Here is a 20,252-nt window from a genome sequence, read left to right as displayed (position 1 = left end):
CACCGCCCGGTACATGCTCTCGTTGAACGCGCTCACACCCACGGCTTCCAGCACAGCCAGCCCTCCTTGCCACGTCAGAGGGTGTCCGACGCTGGGACGACACGAGACCGAGGCGGCAGACAGCACGTGCCGTCTCTTTGGAGCTGGACGTTGCCCCCTTCCCGGGCATCCGGCTTCCGCCTTGGGGCTTGTCGCGAAAGTCGATCTTGGTCGTGAATGATCACTTCTTGTGGGGGGTGGGGATCTGACGAGTAGCCAGCGGGTGCGGTTGATCACGTCCCGGACAGTGTCCTCATCGGCCTGCACGAGCTGGGCGCTCACAGGCACCGGTTCCCGCCGACCGAGGCCAGCAGCACCATCGCACGCCGATAGCGCACCGAGCTGGTGCCGCCCCGGCGCACGATCCGCTGCAGCTTCTGCCCTCCTGGTCGGTCAGTCTGCGCACACGGACAGGCTCAGCCACCGCGCCTCCAGCGATCGGATCGGACGTCACCGCACGTCCAACCGCCACGACCAACGACCCGGCCGACCTATGCGATCAGAGCACTAGCGCGGCACCGCTGCTTTCACCTGCTCGCTGACCCCCTGTGCGGATTGCCTGTACATTGCGGCCGTGCTCTCATGAACTTCCTTCGTACCTCCGCACCATGCCCTTGGGAGCCCCTGAACGCACACCTTGATCACTGCCGGGTTGGCCTTCGCCGGCACGGCCATGCTCATCAACATGGCCCCCGGTCCCGACTCGCTGCTCGTTGTCCGAACGTCCGTGACTCAGGGCAGGCCAGGCGGACTGGCCGCCGTCCTGGGTATCCTCACCGGCTGCATGGGCTGGGGCCTAGCGACAGCAGCAGGTCTGACGGCCCTGCTGACCGCGTCCCGCCTGGCGTACAACACCCTCCGCGTGTGCGGCGCCGCCTACCTCGTCGTCCTGGGAGCAATGGCACTCTGGCATTCCAGAAAGCCGGCCGACCCCGAGCCGGCAAGGCGCGCCACCGTCCCGGCCGACCGCTTCGCGGCATTTCGCGTCGGCCTGGGAACGAATCTCCTCAACCCCAAGGCGGGCGTGTTCTATATGAGTTTGATCCCGCAGTTCGTCCCACGGGACGCACAGATGTTCAGCGCGACGCTGCTCTTCACCGCCATTGACGTGTTCGAGCTGGCTGTCTGGTACTGGCTTCTTACCCGTGCCGCCTCGGCGCTGAGCGAACGCATCCAACGTCCCGCGTTCCACCGCCGCCTCGAACAAATCACCGGCGTGGCTTTCCTCGGTTTCGCCGCCAACCTCCTCACCGATCACTCCTAGACTTCCGGCCCGAATGGGGGCCCGCGGCTTCAGGAAATGAAAGAACCACCAAAATCAACGAACTGCCCTCTGTGGGTCGGGGTCTGTCGGTCTCCCTTTCGTAATCAGGGCGGTCAGCGCATGCCGCCGACGCCGCCCTCGATGAGTGCGGACATCGCGCCCATGGTCGCCCCCGTGACATCCCCGGTGACATACACGACCGCCGTGCGCGATCCGTCCGCCGTGACACCGGCCCAGGCGTGGTAGCCGAGCAGTTCGCCGAAGTGGGAGAAGAAGCTGCCGCCGCCGGCAAGCGGCAGTTCGGCGAGGCCGAGGCCGTACCGCGCGCCCTCGATGCCGATCCCGGGCGCCGGTACGGTGGCGGTCATCTCGGCGAGCCGCGCCGGGGGCAGCAGTTTCCCGCCGAGCAGCGCGGCGTAGAAGACGTTGAGGTCGCGGACGCTGCTGATGAGGGCGCCAGAGCCGACAGCCATGCTGGGGTTGAGAAGCGTGACGTCGAGCGGCGTCCTGGTGCCGAACGATGCCCAGCCGGGCGCGTGCGGGCCGGGGACGAACGGTGACTTACCGGGGGCGCTGGTGGCGTAGAGGTCCAAGGGGCGGATGATCCGGTCGGTGATTTCTGCGGCCCAGCTCCGGCCGGTGATCCGCTCGATGATCATCGCGGTGAGCAGGTAGTTGGTATTGGCGTACGACCACTTCTCAGGTGCCGTCCCGAGCCGCAATGCCGCGCCCACCAGCTCCTCCGGCGTGTAACTTCGCAGCCGCTCCGCCTGGTAGCCCTCTGCGCTGGTCAGCGCCGGGATCTCAGGGTCCAGCAGGCGGCTGGTATGGCGCAACAGGTCGCGTACGGTGATGTCCCGCGCAACCTCCGGCAGCCAGTGCCGTACGAGGGTGTCCAGTTTCAGCTCGGCAAGCTGGAGTGCGACTACCGCCGTGAACGTCTTGGTGAGACTCCCCATCCGGAACCGCCCTTCGCGCGGCGTCCCGGCGAATGCGTGGCGCCGGCCGTATGGCGACATCACCTCCGCGCCGACTCCCGCGACGCCGGTGGCCAGGATCGCGTTCACCTGCCTCCGGAGATCGCCGCTCGTCGCGGCGGCCGAGGGTGTGGCCGGGCCCCTGGAGGCGAGTGCCGACGCCGCCGTCGTTCCCCTGGTGAAGCCCGCCAGGGCCGAGGCCATACCGAAGGTCAGGACAGCCCGGCGTGAAACAGGTACGCGCATGGTGTTTCCCCCATCCGTTTCTCCTATCCCACCAACACCGGAGGCCCACGCCCATCCAGCTGTCCTCCCCTCGGCCCCCCGGCTGGCCCCCGGTGCAGCCCGGGGGATGACCACCCCTCGTCGAACGTCACGCCCGCCGCGATCGAAACCTCCACTCTCCACGGCAACCTGGCCGCCCTGACCGGGGTTGTCGTAGTGGATGACGGGCGATGCCCCCCTGCGGTAGACCGGTAGGCCGGTGGTCGCGGTACGCACAGGGCGGCGGGCTGACCGCCGAGCGGCAGCGCTTGCGCGACCAGATCCGGCTCGAGGCCGGTGAGCGGTTCGCGCGGGGCGAGGAGAACGCGGTAGGTGAAGGCCCGCCCGGCTCCGACCTCCGTACCCGCCCGCCGACAAAGCTGGCTGCACGAGACCGAGGCGCCAGCCTGCTGCCGCGCACCCGCTGACAGTGCATGCCGCGATCAGCGCGTGCCGGGCGGCCGGGGAGTGGACTGCGCGCTCTCCTCGGCCCAGGCGGCCAGCAGCCGCAGCGCGGTCTCCGAAGGCGAGCCCTCCTCGACGGTGTGGGCGATCAGAGCCTGGTCCGGGTCGTCGGGCAGGCGCAGCGTCTCAAAACCGAGGTCCAGCCTGCCGACCACGGGATGGAGGTAGACATAGCGCCCGTGCGTCTTGTCCTTCAGCCCGTGCTCGGCCCACGCCTGGCGGAACTCCGGCCTGGCCTCGGACAGTTCACCCAGCAGCTCGGTGGTACGCGGATCGTCGGGGTGGCGTCCCGCATCGACCCGGAGATATGCGGCCACGTCTCTCGCCTTGCCGTGCCAGTCGGCGTACAGGCTGCGCATCCCCTCGTCCAGGAAGACCAGACGGGCCAGATTGCGCTGCTCGGGCGGCAGCGCCCCGAAGTCGGTGATCAGCGCCGCCGCGAGCCGGTTCCAGGCCAGGACGTCAGTGGTTCGGCCGACGACATAGGCCGGGACGTCGGCCGCAGAGTCCAGCAGCCGGCGCAGACCGGGCCGCACCTGCTGGGGCGCCGGCGCCGCCGTGCGATCCGCCTCGGACCAGGGCCGGGCCAGCCGGTAGAGGTGCTCGCGCTCCACCGTCTCAAGCCGCAGGGCACGGGCGACCGCGTCCAGGACGGCCTCGGAGAAGTGCAAGGTGCGGCCCTGCTCAAGGCGGATGTAGTGGTCCACGCTCACCCCGGCCAGCTGCGCCAGCTCTTCCCGGCGCAGCCCGGGCACCCGGCGGCGGTCTTCGTAGTGCGCCAGCCCCAGGTCCTCGGGCCGCAACCGGGCGCGGCGGGAACGCAGGAACTCGCCCAGTTCTTTACGTCTGTCCAATGGCATGCGGCAAGTATCGCGGCACCGACCCGGCCGTGGTGGCGTCTGCCTGGTCATGCCATGCCCAGGCACCGTCCGGCCCTGGGTGAGGTCCGCGCGGACCGGCACAGTGGCGGTGCGCCGGAACACTGCCGGCGCACCGGACAGCCATCGGGTACCCGGTCCCCCGACACCTCTGGGAGTTCTGCGACATGACCACCACCGAACTGCCGACGGCCCCCTCGGTACCACGGGCATGGACATCACCCGGTTGGGCTTCGGCTCGTGGGCGGTGTCCGGACTCGGTTGGCGCTTCAGCTGGGGCGCCACCGACGACGCCGAATCCGTCAGCGCGATCCGGCACGCGGTCGAGTCCGGCGTCAACTGGATCGACACCGCCGCCGTGTACGGCCTCGGCCACTCCGAGGAACTGGTCGGCAAGGCGGTCGCCGGCCTGCCGGAGACGGAACGCCCGTACCTCTTCACCAAGGCCGGGCTGGTCTGGGACCCGGCCGACCCGCAGGCCGCGCCGCGCCGGATCATGCGCCCCGACAGTGTGCGCCGCGAGGCCGAGGACTCGCTGCGGCGCCTCGGCGTCGACCGCATCGACCTGTACCAGGTGCACTGGCCGGACACCGGCGAGTCGCTGGAGTACGCCGGCGGCGGTCATGGCGCGGTGTCGCCCAAGGCCACGCCGATCGAGGAGTACTGGCAGGTCATGGCCGATCTGAAGGCGGAGGGCAAGGTCCGCGCGATCGGTCTGTCCAACCACTCGCCCGAACTGCTTGAGGCCGCCGAGCGGATCGCCCACGTCGACGTCGTCCAGCCGCCATTCTCCGCGATCAACCGCTCGGCCGCGGCCGAGATCGCCTGGGCCCGTGCCCACGACACCGGCGTGATCGTCTACTCGCCCCTTCAGTCCGGGCTGCTGACCGGCTCCTTCTCCGCCGAACGCGCCGCGAACCTGTCGACCGACGACTGGCGTCGCGCCCACCGCGATTTCACCACCGACCTGGCGGCCAACCTCCGGCTGGCCGACGCGCTGCGCCCGGTCGCCGACCGCCACGGTGCCGCCGTCGCCGAGGTCGCCCTCGCCTGGGTCCTGGCCTGGCCGGGCATCACCGGCGCCATCGTCGGGGCCCGCAGGCCCGGACAGGTCGACGGCTGGATCGGGGCGGGAAGCCTGCGGCTGGCAGAGGCCGACCTCGACGAGATCACCGCGGCGATCACCGCTTCGGGGGCCGGCACCGGTCCCGCCCGCCCATGAACCTCCGCACCTCGCAGCAGCAAATAAAGGAACCCGACATGTCTGTCACCGTCATCGCGGAGTGCCTCGCCGCACCCGGCCGGGAGGATCGGCTCCGCACCGCTCTGGAAGCGATGATCGAACCCTCCCTGGAGGAACCCGGCTGCCTGGCCTACCAGCCCTACGCCGACCCCAACCAGCCCGCCCGCATGGTGGTTGTCGAGGAATGGGCCGGCCCCCAGGCACTCGCCGAGCACTTCACCACGGACCATTTCCACCACGTCCAGCAGGTACTGGACCTGATCCTCGCCGAGCCCATGACCATCCGGCGACTGACCCCCGCCCCGGCCGGCTGACACCGGCTCCCGCCCGTCGGTCCGGCACGGATCCTCCACTGCGGGAAGCGTCTGACGACCTGCTCCACCAGATCGCCGCCCGGCTCCACCGCAGCAACAACCACCGGCCGAGTCTGCGCGAGAAGGTCCACCAGCAGTGGCAGTCCCATGGACACGCGCAGCACGGCATCGACCACCTCCGGAACGCTCCTCCGCGCCGGGCCAGCAGCGCCTGTGTCTCCTCACGGGTGAAGGCCCCTGGGGGAGACGGAACGATCGAAAGGCAACGGCCGCTTCTGGCGCTTCACGCCGCGCTCCTGGCAGCGGGTATTGCTGCCGATGCCGGTGAAGCTCAGCGGTGACGACTTGTCCCGGCATACCCTCGTCCCCCCGTAACCAGCCGACTCTGGCGCCTGCACCACTCGGAGGAACCCGCGTGTCCGCAATACAGAACCTGACCAACCAGGGGCAGCCGCCGTCGCCCGACCGAGTCTGGGAACTCTGCGAGTTCTACATCCTCGGCTTCGATGCCGCCCGGCTGCTCTACAGCGACGACGGCCGCCCCCTCGGCGAGCGATACGCCGCCGCCCGAGTACGCGAAGGCGTCCCGTACGACATGCGCCGCTGCCCCTACACCGGATCCCGATCCGGCTACGAGATGAACGTCTCAGCGCTGCGCAGCATGCAAGCTGACTGACCCGACGTTCTCGAGGGCCTCGCGGAGATCCGCGAGGCTTTCCACCGCCGCTACGGCCACGAAGAGCTGGACTGGCGCTGGGCGTGGATGTTCGGCCGGGTGCTCACCACGCTGCCCACTTGGTACGCACGGCAATCCGGCGAAGGAAGCCGTACCGTCGTCCCGCGCCGGGTCGCCAGTCTCTACAAGCCAAGCCTCGGCATGGCGATGACTCCCGAACACATCATGCTCGCCGGCGCTGACTACACATCGGCGCCGAGCCCGGACGACTTCCTCCACGAGACAGAGGACCGCGGGGTATTCCTCACGCCGGACGCCGCTTGCTCCGGCCCGGTGCGTCACGTCCGGGAGTTCCTGGAGGTCTGTCTCGGTTCACGCCGCGCGCCGCGTTACCGGTGGGTGACGGACCTGGTCGACCTCGACGATCTCATCAGCTACAACTGGGCGAATACCGAGCTCGAGCTGGCGAAATATCGCTTCCTGCTGACTCTCGCCTTGCGCGACGGACCGGACTGGCTGGAAATCTTCGACACACCGGCTCCGTCGGCATTCGACAACCGCGACCTTGGCGAACTTGCTGCAGACCTCGATGAAACCATCACGTACCTTGGATTCTCCCAAGGGATCATCGAAATCGGCCGACGCGAGGCCCCTTCCCTCACGGACTGGTGTGAGCTGTTCTCCGACCTGCTCGCACCCGTACTTAACCTGGTCCACGACGGTGTACCTCGACCGCAACTGGACACGGCGGACCTACGGTTGATGGCCCGACACCTCAGTCGCAGTTGGCAATCATCCGGCATCGACACCGGCCTCGAACTGGCTCGTGTACCCGTGACCGGGGCATAAAGACCGTATGACCGGCGACTCTGCCCCAACAGAGCAGCAGCGCCTGCGCCGAGCCCCGGGGGTGGATCTGATCTTCCTCCCTTGAAGTCCATTCGGTTTGCAGCTACTTCGGCGCTGCCGTCAGCTCCGTGCTGCTACCAGGTGCGTGAATGCTCGGCGTTGCGACAGTGGGTTGGTCGGCAGCGGGCCGCGATGTGGATGTGGTGGATGGCTTGTTGGGCAGAGTGTTCGTGAGTGGAGGCTGGGCCGGTCGGGCGGGCTCCTCGCCGTCACCGAGATGGACTTCTGCCCCCCTCTTCCTGCCTGAGGACACCGGCATCGGTCGGCCCGGCCTGGAGGCCCGTCTGCACGCCGCGGCGAGGCGGCGTGATCCTCGATCACTACCTCCTGGACACCGCAACCCTGCTGGCCCTGGGCGGGCGCAAGCAGGTCTCCGGCCTCGTCCACGTCGCGGCCGGCGACCGACCGTGCGGCCGTGGGGGCCGATCGTGTGCGCGCTGAAGGCCGAACGCGAACGGACCGGGATCGTGGACTGCCTTGGCATCCTCGATGCCCCGCCCACCCTGGACGCCGACCGCACCACCGCACACGGCGGGGCCGTCAACGGCCGCGGCGAAGCGTGTGGTAACCATGAACCTGGCCAGGTTGTCGACAGATGAGGCATAAATCTTGAGTGCCAGTGGTTTAACGGGACTGCTTGGGAAACTGCAGCGGGGCGGCAGCGAGGCTGCCAAATTCGGTGTCGTGGGTGCAGTCGGTTGGGTAGTGGACACTGCGGTGTTCAACCTGTGCCTGCATTTTGCCCATCTGCAGTCTGTCCGTTCCGGGCTCATCTCCAACACTGTGGTGATCGGTACTAATTACATCGGGAACCGGTACTGGACCTACCGTGACCGCGCCAAGAGCGGCCGTAGCCGCGAGGCCGTCTCCTTCGTTATTTTCAGTGGCGTTGGGATGGTGATCCAGAACGGCGCGCTCGCTCTGTCGCACTACGGCTTCGGCTACACATCGACGATGGCCGATAACGTGGCTAAGAATGTAGTAGGTCTTGCGCTGGGGGCGGCATTTCGCTTCTGGGCTTACCGCACGTGGGTATTCCGTGGACAGGCCCAGGATGATGTTTCCTTCAGCGCCGAGGAGCGAGTCCCGGAGAGTGCGAGTTTCGGTACTACTAGGGCTAGCAATACTTAAGGGCTGACGATCACCAACACGCCGTCTCGATCATCATGCTGGGGTTGTCGTTTAGCTCTCGTACCCGAGCTTCGCGAGCGGTCATGGCGCAGGGCGGAGTGGCCGCTGGCGCAATGATGAGGCTGTGCCCCTTAAGTAGTTTCCTGACTTTCAGCAGGGTGCGGTGCACAGCGGTCCGACTGCTGTCGAACAGCACTGCGAAGGGTTCAGCGGCCAGGGCCCCCGTGATCGGGGTCCGGCCGTGCCGTCCTGTGGATCCGGTCCCACACCAACTGCCGCTTTCGGGCAGCCTTTTGCACCGGCGCGGTAGTGGTTGGGCAGGCCGCGGCCGGCCCTGGCTGAGTCCTTGCCCCCGGCCGACCCGGCCCGGCTATGGTTCGCCGGGCTGCCAACGGGCGGTGACAGGAGAAGCTTCCTGCGCTGCGGTGCAGGGAAGGGGCGGGGGTTGCCGATGACCAGGGCAGGATGCGACGGCAGGCAAGCCGGGCTGGGGACGGACAGTTCACGGGGCGGGCCGTTAACCAGCACATGGGCTGCGGTCTCAGCCGCTGTCCGTCTCATGCTCGTGCACACACGCGGGACAGGCGATCTCCACTCTGCGTGGCGTGACCCCGTTCGTGTGGAGCGCCGCTACCGGTCCTCCCTGGCCGGTTTGCTGGTCCTGCTGACGCTGCTGCTGGGCTGGTGGAAGCTGGACCGCAACGGCATGTCGTGGCGGGACGAGACCGTCAGCGTTGCGGCCGGCCGCCGCTCGCTGGGCGAGCTGTGGCACCTGCTGCACAACATCGATGCCGTCCACGGCCTGTACTACTTCCTTGCCCATATCGTCCTGGGCATCGTCGACGGCGGGGCGCTGTCCCTGCGCATGGTGTCCCTGGCCGCCACGGTGACCGCCGTCCTGGGAGTCAACGCGATCGGCCGCCGCCTCGCCGACCCGGCCACCGGCTTCCTGTCCGGCGCCGCCTTCCTGTGCATCCCACAGGTGCAGTTCTACGCCCAGGAGGCCCGCTCCTACGCCCTGGTCACCGCCGCGGTGGTGTGGGCCACCTGGTTCCTCGTACGAGCCCTGCAAGATGAGCGACGCTGGTGGTGGGCGGGGTATGCGGGACTGCTGGTCCTGGCCGGCTGGCTGCACGAGTTCGCTCTCCTCGTCCTGCTCGCCCACGCGGTAACCCTATGCCACAGTGGCCGCAGGACATTGCACGGCCGCTGGTGGCTGACGGCGAGCCTGGCGGCCGTCGGCGCGGTGAGCCCGCTCGCCGTGATCAGCGCCGGCCAGGCAGCAGCCCAACTCAACTGGCTGGGGCGCCCCGGCCTGAGCGAATGGCTCAGCTATGCCCTCCCCGCCGTGGCCGCCGCAGCCCTGGCCGTCGTCCTGCGACGCCACCCAAGCCCGCGCGCTGCAGCCGGGCCGGTGTCCCTTCCGGCGGTCGGACTGCCGCTGCTGATCGCCCCGGCCGGGTTCCTGCTCACCGTCTCCCTTGCCCACCCCTGGTACGTCGACCGCTACGTGCTCTACGGCATGGCCGGCCTGGCCCTGCTCACCGGGACCGCCCTCAGACAAGGCCAACTGGCCCTGCGCGCTGTGGCGGATCCGCGGCGGCGCCGTCGCATCCTGCGGTGCGTCACAGCCTGCGCCGTGGCCGGAGCATCCGTGCTGGGGGCCGGCTACTGGCAGGACAGGCTGCCCTCGAGCCGGGTCGACACCGTGGAAAGCTTCTGGGGACTGACGGCCACCGCGCCAGGAGAACGCAACCCGGTCATCTTCCAGCCCGCACGGCGCCGGGCCTGGATCCTTGGCCGTCCCGCATACAACGGCCCGCTCGACGACATCGCCCTCCGGCACACACCGCAGGCCTCCGGCACGCTGTACGGGGTCGAGGAACCTGCGGAGGTCATCCGCAGGCGCATGCTCCACTATCCGGAACTCACTGTTCTGCGGGACCGCCCAGGCCAGCCACAAGACCAGACCCCGGCGGAGGCCACGAAACGGGCAGTACTCCGCAAGTACTTTCGCCTCTGTTGGGTCATTCCCATCCAGGGCGGAGAGTGGACCACCTACATCCGACGCGACTACGCACCCACCGACCCCCTGTGCGCCCCCGGACGCGATATCTACAACTAGATGTTGCTGGCCATGAGGTGGGTGTCGCTGCTCATCGGTGTTGACCTTCGAGTTGGTTGAAGCTTGATGATGGCGCGGTGCCAAATGATGAGCTGATGCCGATCGGGGCCTTCGCCCAACGCAGTGGTCTGACCTCCAGCGCGTTGCGGTTCTATGCCGACTCCGGGCTGCTGTCCCCTGCCGAAGTCGACCCAGTCTCGGGCTACCGCTACTACAGCACTGACCAGGTGGCTCGGGCGACCGCGCTGCGTCAGCTTCGCGAGCTCGCCATGCCCCTGGCTGCTGTCGGGGCGGTACTTGGTTCCGAAGCCGACGAGGCTTCCCGGCTACTCGATGAGCATGTCGCAAAGGTCGTCGGGGATGCGGCAGCTGTGCAGCAGAAGGCTGCTGCCATCAAATCTGCGCTCGGCAATGCGCCAGGTCTTCCCATCGCGGTGGTGAAAGGTCCCGTGCTGGCAGATGCGGTCGAGCAGGTCCTGACCGCGGCCGCGCATGAGTCTGGGATGCCGGCGCTCTCCGGTCTGCGCATCGAGGCAGGTCGTGAGGGGGTGACCCTGACCGCGACGGACCGATACCGGCTCTCTACTCGAACCCTTGTGCCGACTGAACCATCGAGCCAGACGTGGGCCGGCACGGTCAATGGCGACGAGTTGCGTGCTGCGGTCGCGGCGAGCCGCCGCAGCCCGCTGGTGCGACTGGAAGCGGTCTCGAACGGCATCTGGTTCCGTGTGGCCGACCGAGAGGACCGGCACTGTCGGTTGCTGCCCGAGGAGTTTCCCGACTATCGGATGATGCTCGCGTCGCTGGGCGAGGTCACGACTCGCGCGACGGTTTCGAAGGATCTGTTCCTACGAGCCCTGGAAGAGCACCCCGGTGAGCGCCTCGGGCTGCATGTTGCCAACCACGGAGTGAGCGTCATGTCAGCGGACGACGGGCACCCCGACGTCCCACTTACCGCCATCGTGACGGGCCAGGCCCGCCGGATCTGGTTCGAGCTGACCACGCTCTATTCCGCTGTGAGCACGGCCATCGGCCCCGACGTATTGCTCGACCTACGGGGACACGACCGACCCGTCGCGATCCGCTCCGCCGACCGCGGTGATCTCACCATTCTGGCCATGCCCATCAAGTCCGACGACTCCGCCTGAAAAGAACGATGAGGAACAGTCCATGACCACCGCACCCGCCAGCCCCGACCCGACCATGGAAGCAATAGGCCACGCCGTCGCAGAGAGTCGAGCCGGTAACAGTGCTTCCGCCCGCCAGAAACTGCTGGGCCTGTGGTCTGCGATCGGTGTCACCGGTGACCCTCTGCACCGCTGCTCGCTCGCCCACTGCCTGGCAGATCTCCACGAAGACCCCGCCCAGGCCCTCGCCTGGGACATTCGCGCCCTGGACGCCGCCGACGCCGTGACCGAACAGCGCGTACAGGAGCACCACGCCGGCCTCCACATCGCCGGCTTCTACCCATCCCTGCACCTCAACCTCGCCGACAACTACCGCCGACTCGGCTCCTTTGAAGCCGCCACCGAGCACATCAACGCGGCCAAAACGCACGCACCCAGCCTTCCTCAAGGTCCTTACGGCAACCTTCTTCGCGGCGCCATCCAAGAGGTTGCTGGGGCTATCGCGGAGCAAGACCGGTCACCGCGAGCTTCTGCACCTGGTCCCGACGCGTGACGCACAAAAATGAAGTAGTCCAAGCCGCCTACGCCCCGGAGCTGTCCGCCGGCTTGGTGGATCCGCATGGTCACCATCAATTCCCGGAGCGGTTGGCGGCGATTAGGAATACCTGAACTCAGTTGGTCGATCGGGCAATCCGGCGGGCTGGATGACCCGGCACCAACACGGCTTCACCAAGCCGGTGACCTTCCCGGTCAGAGCACTAGCCAGACGGCCACGGCCGTTGGAGAGGCCGTCGCGCCAGCGGCCTTCTGCCGGGTAGGTACGCGTACTCAGGCGTGATCGGGCGGGGTCGGAGAGCCTGTCACCATGCCGACACGCAGAACCGCCGCCGTCCTGGGAACCCTCGTCGCCATCCTCGCCTCGACCGGATGCTCCGCCACTGACGACCTCTTCTCGAACCTGGACCCGAATCCGCCCATCACGGCAACCCCCTCCACGACCGCCGGGTTCCAGCCGCCCGCGGCCGATGCCCCGCCGAACTACGCCGACAACAACCGCGTCCGCCACCCGAGGAGCATGAGCTTCCGCGACCGGCAGGAGGCCGAGCGCAGGGCCCGCAGCATCCAGCACGCCCTGCGAGTGCAGCAGGAGCGCGGACAGATCACCCCTGAGGAGGTACGCCCCGTCCTCGAGCGCCTGGCACGCCCGGGTCGGCTCGTCCTCAGCGGCCGCATGGTCGGTACCGCGCTGACCCCGGCCGAGGGCAGCGACTTCGGCATCTTCGTCGGTGACACCGCCTGCGTCACGGGCGCAGTCAGCACCACCCGGATCTGGATCGACGTCAACGGGCACTACCCGGAGACCGGCTGCACGGCGCCACCTCCCACCCATTGAGCACCACGGCGCCGCCGCGCGCCGATGAAGGCGGCAGGAAGCGCGCCTTGGCAGCGGTCTCCTGTCGCCGTACGCGCAGCGTCAGCGTGAGCGGACGTACTCCAGCCCGTCTACGGCTTCTGGGCTGTGGTTTCGTGAGCTGCGAGTTCTTCTGGCGTTCCGGCGAACGCGGGGCCACAGTGTGCCGGCAGGCGTCCGACCACCATGGCGATGGCCTCGTGCGCTGTGGCGGCCGGGCCCACCGACTCCTCGCGTGCGGGGCCGGAGACCCAGTAGGCGCCTTCAGCGGTAGGCTGGATGTAGGGGATGTCCCAGGTCCAGCGCCACTTGGTACAGCGGCTGAAGTGCAGCTCGCCCATCCCCGTCCAGGGGAACAGCTGCCGTAGGCAGGGCTGTGCGTAGGCCGCTTCGATCAGCTCGGCGCGTACGCGCCCGTCGTCCCTCACGGCCTGCCAGCCGGCTTCCACGACTACGTCGCCCGGTGTGTTCGAGTGCATGGCCCCATGGTGCCTGCCCGGCTCAAGCAGCGGCCCCGGGCTGAGTCACTTACCTGATGATTCGCCGGACAGGCGGACGGTCTCTTTCGTCCCGTTGCTGTCTTGGTGCTTGCTGTTCACGTTGTTGATCACCAGTCGGACGTGAAAAGCAGGCTGGGCGCGCTGATGAGCCAGGCGCCTGCTGAGGTATCCGGACTACGCTGGCCCAGTGATTGAGGATGGCTCGACAGACCGCGGCAGTGTCACGACAGTGCGACGGGTCGGAGCGACGATCCACAGGCCGGCAGGCGCGTGGACACCGGCCGTACACGCACTGCTGCGCCACCTGGAGGCGGTGGGATTCAGCGGGGCTCCCCGCGTGCTGGGGACCGACGGCACCGAGGAGGTGCTGTCGATGCTCTATGGCGAGCCCGCATTCACGCCCTGGCCACAAGCGTTGCGCTCCGCAGGCGGAGTCGGTGAGCTCGGCCGCTGGCTGCGGCGGTACCACGATGCTGTCCGGACCTTCCGGCGGCCGACCGATGCCCACTGGCAGGGCCAGGAGGAGGAGTGGCAGCCAGGCATGGTGATCCGACACGGAGACCTCGGGCCATGGAACGCAATCTGGGACACCGGCCGGCTCATCGGCTTCATCGACTGGGACTTCGCGGCACCCGGCCACGCCATCGACGACGTGGCCCAACTCGCCTGGTACGCCATCCCGCTGCGACCCATGGAGCAGCAGCGACGGGCATCGGTCACTGGCGCGCGCACCCTGCAGGCCCGCCTCCATGCGCTCTGCACCGCCTACGGAGAACAACCGGTAGCCGTGATCGAGGCGCTGGAGGCCCTGCAGTCCCGCGAGGCCGCGCGCATCGAACGCCTCGGCAGGCAAGGAACCGAGCCATGGGCGACCTTCCTCGCCCGGGGCGACGCGGCTGAGATGCTGGCCGAGCAGTGCTGGATCCGCTCGGAGCGAGGCTCGCTCTTGTAGGCACCGGCCCCCTGCGGCCAGTCTCACCAGCGCACCCCGAGCTGGTTCAGCGCGGCTTGCGCGGAGCCACCCCCGTATTTCCACAGAAAGAGCCAGCATGTACGTCTACGGGGCCCTGATCGGTCTGTGCATCGTCATCGGCCTCGCGGTCGGCCTGCGCCGCCACCGCCTGGGGGACAGCGTCCTGGCGGCGCTGGCGAGCGCCACAGCGGCAGCCTGCTTCGTCTCCCTGCGCTATGTGGAGATCGCCCTCTTCTGGATGGTCGGCTCGCCGGCGGCAGGACTGAAACTGCTCGGCATCCTCTGCCTCACGCCGGCCCCCTGGGTGCTTGCGCATCGGCACAGAGGATGGACCACGGTTCTTTGCGGATGCGTCGTCGCGACAGCCGTACTCTTGCGGATTCTGGCGACCGACTTTCCCTTCCCGCCCATCTACGAAGCGGCGGTGCTGTCCGCCCTCACGCGTGCACTCCTCGTCCGCCGAACCGACCCAGCGCCTGTCGGTGCTCCTCGTCGATGACGCGGGGACCAGCCACAGGGTGTCGCGCTTGACTGCCCAGGCGCACAACTGACGACAGCACGCCCACAAGCACAGTAGACATCTGCCAGACGGAACCTCCGGCACCGAATACCGCACCTCACCACCGCATGCCGCGCTCATCAAGGACCGCTCGTCGCTGGTCGGTGCTGCACCTCGCCGAGATCCTCGCCCGGCACCTCCCAGACCAAGAGAAGTAGACGGGTCGGTCCCTGCCAGCCCCGCTGCCCGAACGACGCGGGTCCCCCTGGTGTCACGCTACTTCCGAATGGTTCAGGAGGAGCCGTTCGCAATCGTGCCATTGCCCCAGGTCAACTCTGGTTTGTTCGAGATTCCCCTGGGATGATCGGCGTCACGGCTGTGGTCTATCTCGATCAATCTCATCGCGGGTGCCGTGGGTGCCGTGGGTGCCGTGGGTGCCACGCAGTCAAGCCCCGCAAAGGAGATCGGGTCATGTCGCAGCAGCCTTCAAGGAAGTCGACGAGCTGGGCTTACGTAGTCCTAGCCGTCCTGTTGGCCGCCATCGGCAACGGGTGGGAGACGAACGACGCTCGGACGCTCGAGTACGTTCTTGTATCGGTCCTCGCGATCGCCTACGCGAGTCACTGGAGCGGCGACTGCTCTCCATCTCGCCGAGTGGGCCGGCCGCCTCCTCAGTGGGCTTCGCGATGGCACGCAGCTCTGCGTGCGGAGTGAGGCTGTCTGTAGAGGCCGATCAGCCGCGGGGCCTATTCCCCCAGGCGCCCGCCATGGGTATTGCAACTCCATTGAGGTGCAGGTCAAGACGCGTGTGCCCGCCCCGCTGCAAAAAAACGGGCTCCCGCGGCACCGACTTCGACTCCAAGCCGCCCCTGGAGGGCCAGAAGGCCGAGTCCAAGACCGACCTGAACACCCTGCGCAGCGAAGGCCGGAGCGTCGTCCTGCAGCGCACCCTGGACAAGCAGAAACTCGTTAAGACCCGTCCTGGCTTCACCGCCTCGTATGAGGACGGACGGCCAGTGATTTCTCATGCGGCGCGACAAGCCGCATGAGAAATCACTGACGATCCGCGCACCGTGCCGAGGCCGAACCCGAGCCGCCTAGTTGGAGGGGGTGCTCGCGGTGGCCGGGCGCGCTGCCCAGGCTGGCCGGCGGCATATGATCCCGCATCATCGACTCATGGGGTGGGTTCATGGCGGTGGGCGCACGAAGACGCGGTGTGGGGACGGTATTTGTGGTCATGGCGGTGCTCGGGGGGCTGCTGGCCGGAGCCAGTTTGGCGGCATCGCGCATGCCCTGCGCCCCTTGCGGCCCGTAAGGGTTCGACGCGCCCCGTCTAGGATCTGTCCACGTCGTCAGCAGCGTGGAGGGGTCTATGGAACAGGCGAAGTACGTCCGTTTTGAGGGGACGGTACGTCATGCGCGGGGGCACTTCCCCGGCATCTTTGTGCTCGCCAACGAGTTGGCCGCCAGCGGTCGGCTGAGCGGCGATCAGTACCGCTTCTGGCGGAGCAGCAACGACTGGTACGACGCGAACTACACCAATCCGACCACTGTCGATGCGAGGATCTACGACCCGGCCGTGCACCCGGGCGCCGTGGCATGGTTCAAGGCTTCGGCCACTCACCTCATCGAACGCGTGCACGGGTACCAGGCACTTCTGGCCGCACACGGCATTGCATGTCGCCGCCTGGAATCCTCGAACCCAGGCACGATCGTCTACGAGGACGAAGACCAGATCGTGGTTGTTCCAGCATTACCAGCGCATGCCGAGCTGATCTAGGCTCACCCGCCGTTCGTCGGCGAGCTTGTCGGCGCGGCGGCGTACGTTCGCCGTCCACATCCCCAGATTAACCAGCACGGTGCCCTCCGGGGCGGTCTCGCGTCCGGTGGCGGCGGGCCCGGCCGCCTCCAGCGGCAACTCCTCGACGTGTTTGCGGGGGGATGTTGAGGTGGCCTTCGCGGGCATGGAACTGGCGGGCGGCGGCGAGGTTGAGGGCCCACACGTGTTCCTGGGTCCGCTTCACCGGCCGCTCGTTGGCTTCGGCCGCCTCGATGCCGAGGCCAAGCGACCGGATGGATCTGCTGGCGACGGAATCCCCCGATGCGGCGGTCCGTGCCGCCCTGGACCTGGTCCGCTCGCCGCACCGGCGACCGCGGCGGCCCGCCGGGCATCAGGTATGCAAGGTCGGCTGCCGGCTCACCCCCCCCCGCCCGCTCAGGCATACGAGGGAGCCGGGGAGCGAGCCGGACGTCGTCACTTCACCACGACGTTGTCCCCGGGTGAGGTCGAGGGGCCGGTGGTGGTGTTGCCGTAGTAGGCCCAGCGCCAGGTGCCCGTCTTGGTCGCCTTCACGGTTGTCCTGAGGGCGCCCGAGCTGTTTGCGTGCACCTTTTTCACCGTGGTGTAGGAGGAGGAACCGCTGGGCTTGAACTGGAGGCTCACCAGGCGGTCCGCGTAGGCCGCATACTTCTTGGTCTCCCAGTTGGCCCGCGTGACCTTGCCGGTCACGGTGATCGTCCTGCCCTTGACCACCGGTTCGGGGGCCGCATTGACGGTCAGACGGCTGTTGCGCTTCAGGTAGACCGTGAGGTCCGTGCCGTCGGTGTCACCGCCTCCGCCCGAGAACACCACCTGGGCCCCGACTTTCCAGGCCCCGGCCTGGCTGTTGAGCGTGTCCCACACGCGGGGGTCGAAGTCCATCGTCCCGGTGAAGTCACAGACGCCGGGACCCGCAGGGACGCAGTCGCTGGTCCCGACAGCGTGCCACAGCGCGTTGCCCGTACTGCCCCGGTACAGGAACACCGCGGGCCACTTCCACTTGTGGGTGGTCGTCATACGGAACGAGGTGGGCGCACTGACCGCCCCCACGCCCATCACGATGGGCTTGCCGCCGTTCACCTTGATGCGGGAGAACGACACCCCGCCCTCGGCCGCGCCCGCCGGTGCTGCCGCAACGGCAGCGAACACTGCCGCCGCCCCGCCAGCCACAAGGACTCTCCGAACCCTCTTCCCCACCTGAACCCCGATCTCTGTATTCATGCGCGCGCTGATCTGCACGGAAAGACGCCGGAAGTCGCTCCTCCGGTGTGCCTCTGTGACCATCAGGTGTGGCGTGAAGTTGCGCGGCGCGGAGTCACGATTATGCATCGGCAGCGGGAGGCGGTGACCCGGGCGGGGCTGGACCGGTCCGGGCCGTTGGCGGTCCACATGCCCAGGTCGACAGGACGTTGCCGTCGACTGTGGTCCAGCGTTCAGTGGGGGCGGGTCCGCCAGCCCCACCGGCAGGGCTTTCGACGTGCGGGACACGTTCAGGTGCCCTTCCTCCCTGTGGACCTGGCAAGCAGCCGCAAGGTCAAGTGCGCACTTGTGCTCCTGTTGCCGCTTCACCGGTCGCTCGGCCTCCGTGGCCGGCTCAAGGCCCAGCGTGTTCGCCAGCAGCCACTGCTGCACGAGCGGCAGCTGCTCGAACCGAAGGTGCTGCGCCTGTACCCAGCGTCCGAGGTCTTGCCCCGGACCACACGTCGCGAGTCTTCGTCGGCAGGCTACCGCCACCGGCCAGGTGCATCTGCAGCAACAGAAGGCACCGCTGCCGACCGGGGCTCCAGGCGGGCACTCCCCGGGGTCGACGTCATCGAGAAGCTTGCGCCGCTCGTCGGTGAGCACCCCGGGGGCCACTCCGAAAATACTCATTGTCTGATACCCGCGCGGATCGGAAACCTGTGCATCGGTTCCTGCAACGGCACCAGATGGTTCGGACGCCGGGTGGAGCTGCCTGCCTGCGCTGCCGCTCGGCGATGGCGACGGCGCTGGCGGTCATGATCTTGGCCGCCGAAGATGGGCTGGGGCTGTCGTCGCAGCCGTCCTGTGATCTGCTCGGGCGGGCCGGCGTAGCGTACAGGCTCGACTGGCGTACTCAGCGCACCCGGTCGTACATGAGGGCCAGGGTGCCGTGCTCCCCGGCGCTGTGGCTGACGAGCGTCCACTTCTCCGCGGGCAGGCCGTCGTCGAAGAGCCGGGGGCCGCCGCCGAGCGTGACCGGGAAGACGGTGAAAGCCAGTCTGTCGACCTGGTCGGCGGCGAGCAGTGCCTTGATGACGCTGGCGCTGGACAGGACGAGGATGTCCGCGCCCTCGGTCGCCCTGAGCTCCGCGGCCACCTCGGCGGTCGGCCGGTCGACGAGCGTCGTTTGCTCCCAGGGTGCTTCGCGCAGGGTGGAGGAGAGGACGACCTTGTCGCTTGCGACGAGCCACTTGGCGAAGCCTTCGTCGCGCGGGTCGGCGCCCTCGGTGCCGATCACGGTCGGCCAGAAGCCCAGGAAGCCCTCCGCGTTGACCCGTCCGAGGAGGGCCGTCGACGCGGACTTCCACAGGCCGGTCAGGTGGTCGCGGGCGACGTCGGTGACGGCGTACGGCATCACCCAGCTCATGTCCAGCGGGTCGTCGGGCTTGGCGTAGCGGCCGTCAAGGGACAGGGCGATGTTCACAACGACGCGGCGGCCGCCGGTTGGCTGAGTCATGATGTGCTCCCTGAGTCGGTGTGGTCGGCGGCGTCGTGATCGCCGTCGCGGTTGGCGTGTTCGGTGTCGCCGTCTGCCGCTGTGCTCGCGCAGACTGCGGCGAGTTTGTCGAGGCTCTGGCCGAAGCCGATCTCGATGCCGGCGATGAAGCCGGCCGCGTCGACGGTGCTGTCCGTGACCCGGTAGTGGACTTCCAGCTCCGTGCCTCTGTCGCTGGGGCGCAGGTCCACATCCACGCGGGCGGTGAACGCGGTACTGCCGTCGGGCAGTTGTGGTGAGATCCGGTACGCAAGGTGCTCGCCGGGACGGACAGCGTCGACGACGCCTTCCGCGCGCCCGACGACCGGCTCGCAGCCGTCGATGTCCTCGGCGTCGCGGTACTCCTGCACAATGCGCCCGCCGGGGCGGGCCTCGAAGACCAGCTCGGACACGCGCAGGTCGTCCGGCGTCCACCAGCGGGCCAGCAGGCCGGGGTCGGTCAGATGGCGCCACAGCGGCCCGGGAGGGACGGTGAGCGTTCGCCGGAACCTGAACGAACGGCCGTCGGCCCACCCGGGGCTTTGCGCGGCGAGCCGCTCCGCGTGCGCCGCGAGGCCGTACCGGTCGAAGGTCGCGCGCGGTCCGTCCGCGCGGTCCGCGTGGTCGGCCAGCACGGACAGCGCCGCCGCCAGGTCCCGCAGAGGGGCGGGACGCAGCGCGTAGATGCGGCGCTGGCCGACCCGCTGGGAGGTGACCGCACCGGCTCGCTCGAGGGTCTGCAGGTGCTTGGTCGTCTGCGGCTGACGTGCCCTGGCCAGCTCTGCCAGGACGCCGACCGGGCGGGGCCGCTCGGCCAGGAGGTTCACGAGCCGCCAGCGGGCCGGGTCGGCCAGTGCGGAGAGGAGTGCGTCCATGACGGCAAGCATTCCCTTTGACGAATATTCGTGTCAAGGAATATGGG

Annotated in this window: 20 protein-coding genes and 2 pseudogenes; 13 read left to right on the top strand and 9 right to left on the bottom strand. The window is 68.3% G+C overall.

Annotated features, from left to right (window positions below; all coding sequences use genetic code 11):
* Positions 1-264 precede the first annotated feature (264 nt).
* A pseudogene (locus tag ABZ877_RS34510) lies at positions 265-463 on the bottom strand (IS630 family transposase); the annotation flags it as partial.
* A 228-nt stretch (positions 464-691) separates the two neighbouring features.
* Here ABZ877_RS34510 and ABZ877_RS34505 point away from each other — a divergent pair.
* Positions 692-1,303, top strand: a complete 612-nt coding sequence (locus ABZ877_RS34505) for a LysE family translocator (protein ID WP_361079592.1) — start codon at positions 692-694, stop codon at positions 1,301-1,303.
* A gap of 113 nt (positions 1,304-1,416) precedes the next feature.
* On the opposite strand, the gene ABZ877_RS34500 is transcribed toward ABZ877_RS34505, so the two are convergent.
* Together ABZ877_RS34500 and ABZ877_RS34495 are read right to left on the bottom strand one after the other, a co-directional pair.
* Positions 1,417-2,526, bottom strand: a complete 1,110-nt coding sequence (locus tag ABZ877_RS34500) for a serine hydrolase domain-containing protein (RefSeq protein ID WP_361079590.1) — start codon at positions 2,524-2,526, stop codon at positions 1,417-1,419.
* A 461-nt stretch (positions 2,527-2,987) separates the two neighbouring features.
* On the bottom strand, positions 2,988-3,869 hold the full coding sequence (locus ABZ877_RS34495; protein ID WP_361079589.1) for a helix-turn-helix transcriptional regulator: 882 nt from the start codon (positions 3,867-3,869) through the stop codon (positions 2,988-2,990).
* Between the two features lie 229 nt (positions 3,870-4,098).
* Between ABZ877_RS34495 and ABZ877_RS34490 the strand changes: the two genes are divergently transcribed.
* The 5 genes from ABZ877_RS34490 (at position 4,099) to ABZ877_RS34470 (ending at position 8,160) form a co-directional block, all read left to right on the top strand.
* On the top strand, positions 4,099-5,109 hold the full coding sequence (locus ABZ877_RS34490; RefSeq protein WP_361079587.1) for an aldo/keto reductase: 1,011 nt from the start codon (positions 4,099-4,101) through the stop codon (positions 5,107-5,109).
* Positions 5,110-5,147: 38 nt separating this feature from the next.
* The gene (locus tag ABZ877_RS34485; protein WP_361079585.1) at positions 5,148-5,444 is read left to right on the top strand and encodes a putative quinol monooxygenase; all 297 of its coding nucleotides are present in this window, start codon (positions 5,148-5,150) and stop codon (positions 5,442-5,444) included.
* 415 nt (positions 5,445-5,859) lie between these two features.
* Positions 5,860-6,120: a hypothetical protein gene (locus tag ABZ877_RS34480; protein ID WP_361079583.1), complete on the top strand. Its 261-nt coding sequence runs from the start codon at positions 5,860-5,862 to the stop codon at positions 6,118-6,120.
* A gap of 99 nt (positions 6,121-6,219) precedes the next feature.
* Complete coding sequence (locus tag ABZ877_RS34475; RefSeq protein ID WP_361079581.1) at positions 6,220-6,969, top strand: hypothetical protein; 750 nt, start codon at positions 6,220-6,222, stop codon at positions 6,967-6,969.
* A gap of 669 nt (positions 6,970-7,638) precedes the next feature.
* On the top strand, positions 7,639-8,160 hold the full coding sequence (locus tag ABZ877_RS34470; protein WP_361079579.1) for a GtrA family protein: 522 nt from the start codon (positions 7,639-7,641) through the stop codon (positions 8,158-8,160).
* Positions 8,161-8,170: 10 nt separating this feature from the next.
* Here the strand turns inward: ABZ877_RS34470 and ABZ877_RS34465 are convergent.
* Positions 8,171-8,380: pseudogene (locus ABZ877_RS34465) on the bottom strand (ISAzo13 family transposase); the annotation flags it as partial.
* A 399-nt stretch (positions 8,381-8,779) separates the two neighbouring features.
* Here ABZ877_RS34465 and ABZ877_RS34460 point away from each other — a divergent pair.
* The 4 genes from ABZ877_RS34460 to ABZ877_RS34445 all read left to right on the top strand — a co-directional run bounded on the left by ABZ877_RS34460 (position 8,780) and on the right by ABZ877_RS34445 (position 12,805).
* On the top strand, positions 8,780-10,285 hold the full coding sequence (locus ABZ877_RS34460; protein ID WP_361079577.1) for a glycosyltransferase family 39 protein: 1,506 nt from the start codon (positions 8,780-8,782) through the stop codon (positions 10,283-10,285).
* Positions 10,286-10,362: 77 nt separating this feature from the next.
* A complete protein-coding gene (locus ABZ877_RS34455) occupies positions 10,363-11,433 on the top strand; it encodes a MerR family transcriptional regulator (RefSeq protein WP_361079668.1) in 1,071 nt (356 codons plus the stop codon).
* Between the two features lie 22 nt (positions 11,434-11,455).
* Positions 11,456-11,965 carry a hypothetical protein gene (locus ABZ877_RS34450; protein ID WP_361079575.1) on the top strand — a complete coding sequence of 170 codons (510 nt, stop codon included), beginning with the start codon at positions 11,456-11,458 and terminating at the stop codon, positions 11,963-11,965.
* Between the two features lie 312 nt (positions 11,966-12,277).
* Positions 12,278-12,805, top strand: coding sequence for a hypothetical protein (locus ABZ877_RS34445; RefSeq protein WP_361079573.1), 528 nt, complete (start codon positions 12,278-12,280; stop codon positions 12,803-12,805).
* Between the two features lie 110 nt (positions 12,806-12,915).
* Here the strand turns inward: ABZ877_RS34445 and ABZ877_RS34440 are convergent, their stop codons facing one another.
* Positions 12,916-13,302, bottom strand: coding sequence for a DUF6193 family natural product biosynthesis protein (locus ABZ877_RS34440; protein ID WP_361079571.1), 387 nt, complete (start codon positions 13,300-13,302; stop codon positions 12,916-12,918).
* A gap of 208 nt (positions 13,303-13,510) precedes the next feature.
* Between ABZ877_RS34440 and ABZ877_RS34435 the strand changes: the two genes are divergently transcribed.
* The 3 genes from ABZ877_RS34435 to ABZ877_RS34425 all read left to right on the top strand — a co-directional run bounded on the left by ABZ877_RS34435 (position 13,511) and on the right by ABZ877_RS34425 (position 16,575).
* On the top strand, positions 13,511-14,275 hold the full coding sequence (locus ABZ877_RS34435) for an aminoglycoside phosphotransferase family protein (RefSeq protein WP_361079569.1): 765 nt from the start codon (positions 13,511-13,513) through the stop codon (positions 14,273-14,275).
* A 97-nt stretch (positions 14,276-14,372) separates the two neighbouring features.
* Positions 14,373-14,795 (top strand): hypothetical protein, encoded by a 423-nt coding sequence (locus ABZ877_RS34430; protein ID WP_361079567.1) that lies wholly within the window; start codon positions 14,373-14,375, stop codon positions 14,793-14,795.
* Between the two features lie 1,372 nt (positions 14,796-16,167).
* Positions 16,168-16,575 carry a hypothetical protein gene (locus ABZ877_RS34425; protein ID WP_361079565.1) on the top strand — a complete coding sequence of 136 codons (408 nt, stop codon included), beginning with the start codon at positions 16,168-16,170 and terminating at the stop codon, positions 16,573-16,575.
* Here the strand turns inward: ABZ877_RS34425 and ABZ877_RS34420 are convergent.
* The 4 genes from ABZ877_RS34420 to ABZ877_RS34405 all read right to left on the bottom strand — a co-directional run bounded on the left by ABZ877_RS34420 (position 16,549) and on the right by ABZ877_RS34405 (position 20,205).
* Positions 16,549-16,761 (bottom strand): hypothetical protein, encoded by a 213-nt coding sequence (locus tag ABZ877_RS34420; protein ID WP_361079563.1) that lies wholly within the window; start codon positions 16,759-16,761, stop codon positions 16,549-16,551. The genes ABZ877_RS34425 and ABZ877_RS34420 overlap by 27 nt on opposite strands.
* A 288-nt stretch (positions 16,762-17,049) precedes the next feature.
* A complete protein-coding gene (locus ABZ877_RS34415) occupies positions 17,050-17,811 on the bottom strand; it encodes a hypothetical protein (protein WP_361079666.1) in 762 nt (253 codons plus the stop codon).
* A gap of 898 nt (positions 17,812-18,709) precedes the next feature.
* A complete protein-coding gene (locus ABZ877_RS34410; RefSeq protein WP_361079561.1) occupies positions 18,710-19,312 on the bottom strand; it encodes a dihydrofolate reductase family protein in 603 nt (200 codons plus the stop codon).
* Positions 19,309-20,205, bottom strand: coding sequence for a metalloregulator ArsR/SmtB family transcription factor (locus ABZ877_RS34405; RefSeq protein WP_361079559.1), 897 nt, complete (start codon positions 20,203-20,205; stop codon positions 19,309-19,311). The genes ABZ877_RS34410 and ABZ877_RS34405 overlap by 4 nt, the downstream gene beginning before the upstream one ends.
* Positions 20,206-20,252: the final 47 nt, after the last annotated feature.

This window comes from Streptomyces sp. NPDC046939 (assembly GCF_040644575.1).
Taxonomy (GTDB): Bacteria; Actinomycetota; Actinomycetes; order Streptomycetales; family Streptomycetaceae; genus Streptomyces.
Note: the sequence above shows the minus strand (reverse complement) of the source record. Positions and strands in the feature narration are given on the sequence as shown.